The following is a 2,832-nucleotide window of genomic DNA, read 5'->3' as shown; positions in this document are numbered from 1 at the left end:
ATCAACGCCGATCCGAACACGACCGCCTTCCAGCAGTTCCTGGCCGGCACCGGCTCGATGGTCACCTGGTGGGGCGACGTCGGCTCAAACGTCAAGACCAACGACTCTTCCGTCGTCGGCGACGTCACCGGCTTCTCGATCCTGCCGGGCTCGGACGATGTCTACAATGCGAAGACCGGCGCCTGGGACAAGCTCGCCAGCGGCCCGAACTATGCGCCCAACTGCGCCTATCTCGGCTGGGGCGTCTATGTGATGGCCCGCGTCGATGCCGACGAAAAAAAGAAGAAGGCGGCATGGTCCGCCGCCGCCCATCTCGGCGGCAAGGACCTGTCGATCTGGACGGCGATGTATCCGTCGGGCTTCCAGCCCTACCGCAACTCGCATTTCGACATTCCCGAATGGGTGGCGGCCGGCTACGACGAGGCCTTCATCACCTCCTACCTCAAGTCGGAATCAGACAGCTACAACCATCCGAACGCGGCGATCGAGCCACGCATCCCCGGCATCTTCCAATACTACAGCGCCGCCGAGGACATCCTGGCCAACACTTTCGCCGGCAAGATGAAGGCGCAAGAAGGCGCCGACGCCATCGCGGCGGCCTGGGAGAAGCTGACCGATCAGATCGGCCGCGACAACCAGATCAAGCTCTACAAAGCCTCGCTCGGCATGTAGGCTGGCCTATGAACCGTGGTCCGGCGGCAACGCCGGACCACTTTAGACCGGCTCCGGCTCCTCGAGAGCCTTTAAACGGGCGAGATTTGTGGCTGACCAGACTTCGACCGCGAACCAGTGGCCGGCAGATGCCGGCCCTTCCGATCTGATCTCTCCAAGCCGCAAACGCCTTGGCTGGACGCTAATGGCCGTTGCGACGCTTGGCCTGCTGGCGACGATCGTGCTGGAGATCCTCTACAAGGGCAGCGCCGATACGATCGGCTTCGAGACCTGGCGCCCCGTCGTCTATGCCTATGTGCTGTGGGGCGTGGCGATCGGCGTCGGCCAGGTGCTGACGCGTGGCGAGGACGGCCAGCGTGCCCTGTTCCTGCTGCCGGCGCTGCTGTTCACCATCGCCATGGTGATCTTCCCGACGCTGTTCGGTTTCTACATCGCCCTCACCGACTGGAACCTCAGCTCGTTCAGCGGTCGCAAGTTCAACGGGCTCGACAATTTCTGGCAGATGCTGGCCGATCCCTACTACCGCAACGCGCTGTTCAACATGGTGCTCTATGTGCTGGCGGTGGCGGTCGAATATGTCATCGCCTTCGGCCTGGCGCTGCTGCTCAACGCGCAGATCCGGGCGCGAAAATTCTTCCGCGTCGTCTTCCTGATGCCGCTGATGCTGTCCCCGGTCGCGGTGTCGTGGATGATCGGCAAGTCGCTGATGGAATACCGGTTCGGACCGGCAGCAACGCTGGCGCGCCATCTCGGCTGGGAAAATCCCGCCTTCTTCTCCGACCCGATCATCGCGCGCATATCGATCATGATACTGGATGCCTGGACCTTCATTCCATTCATGATGATCATGCTGCTGGCCGGGCTGCAGGCGATGTCGCGCGAGGTGCTCGAAGCCGCACGCGTCGATGGCGCCAATGCGTGGCAGACCTTCTGGCAGGTCACTTTTCCGCTGATGTTGCCGGTGTCGGTGACGGCGGTGATCCTGCGCATCATCTTCAAGCTGAAGCTTGCCGACATCATCATCACCGTCACATCCGGCGGCCCCGGCGGCGCCACCGATTCCGTGTCGAGCTTCATCTATCGCGAATATCGCGACCGCTCGAATGTCGGCTACGGAACCATGCTGGCGATGGCCTATCTGGTGATCATCGTCGTCTTCGTCACGTGGCTGTTGAAATTTGCCAACCGTTTTGTCCGCAATGTCAATTAAAGCAAGATGGGGGTGAGTTAAGCCCGATGAGCGTTCAGACCACCGAATATGTCGCCTCGGAGATCCGCTCGCCGGCGAGCTTCCTCGCCAGCCGCGTTTTCATCTATGGCGCGCTGGCCTTCTGGGCGTTCATCTGCCTGTTCCCGATCTATTGGACGGTGACAACCTCGTTCAAGACCGCGGTCGACGTCACGCAGGGCCATCTCATCCCCTTCGTCGACTTCCAGCCGGACTGGAAGGGCTGGCGCTCGCTCGGCCTGTCGCCGGACTCGATTTTCCAGACCTCGACGGTGCGCGAGGAGTTCCTCAAGCGCTTCATGAATTCGGTGATCACCTCGGTCGGCGCGTCGAGCCTCGCCATCGTCATCGGCAGCCTCGCCGCCTACGGGCTCACCCGCTATCGCTATCATTTCGCCTGGTTCAAGAACGAGGACATCTCGTTCTTCTTCCTGTCGCAGCTGATCCTGCCGCCGGTGGTGCTGGCCCTGCCCTTCCTGGTGCTCTACCGCGAGGTCGGCCTGCTCGACACGCGCGTCGGTCTGATCCTGCTTTACACGCTGATGGTGCTGCCGATCGTCATCTGGATCATGCGCGACCAGTTCAACTCGATCCCGGTTGAGCTCGAGGAAGCAGCCCTTGTCGACGGGCTGTCGATCTGGGGGGCGTTCTTCCGCATCGTCATGCCGATCGCGCTGCCGGGCATGGTCGCCGCCTTCATCCTGGCGATGGTGCTGTGCTGGAACGAGTATTTCTTCGCCGCCCTTTTGACCTCGACCGACGCCAAGACGATCCCCGTCATGGTGGCGAGCCAGACCGGCTCGCAAGGCATCAACTGGTGGTCGATGGCAGCGCTCGCGACGGCGGCGATCGCGCCGCTGGCGGTGATCGGCATCGCGCTGGAGCGCTATCTGATCATGGGCATGACCGCGGGCGCGGTGAAGTAGCAGGGC

The 2,832-nt window shown here is 62.3% G+C and carries 2 protein-coding genes and 1 pseudogene; all 3 read left to right on the top strand.

Translation table 11 applies throughout. The features are described 5' to 3' along the window. A pseudogene (locus EN750_RS27605) lies at positions 1–672 on the top strand (sugar ABC transporter substrate-binding protein); the annotation flags it as partial. Between the two features lie 88 nt (positions 673–760). After that, entirely contained in the window at positions 761–1,882 is a 1,122-nt protein-coding gene (locus EN750_RS27600; protein ID WP_127398583.1) for a sugar ABC transporter permease, read from the top strand. Positions 1,883–1,908: 26 nt separating this feature from the next. Beyond that, positions 1,909–2,826, top strand: coding sequence for a carbohydrate ABC transporter permease (locus EN750_RS27595; RefSeq protein WP_127321755.1), 918 nt, complete (start codon positions 1,909–1,911; stop codon positions 2,824–2,826). Positions 2,827–2,832 lie beyond the last annotated feature (6 nt).

The organism is Mesorhizobium sp. M7A.F.Ca.ET.027.03.2.1 (assembly GCF_003999175.1).
In the GTDB taxonomy this organism is placed as follows: domain Bacteria; phylum Pseudomonadota; class Alphaproteobacteria; order Rhizobiales; family Rhizobiaceae; genus Mesorhizobium.
This window is presented reverse-complemented; position numbering and strand designations above follow the sequence as displayed.

What these genes read in the sequence shown, in the direction of transcription:
- EN750_RS27595 (WP_127321755.1), top strand. Translation starts at nt 1,909, where the DNA reads ATGAGCGTTCAGACCACCGAATATGTCGCCTCGGAGATCCGCTCGCCG.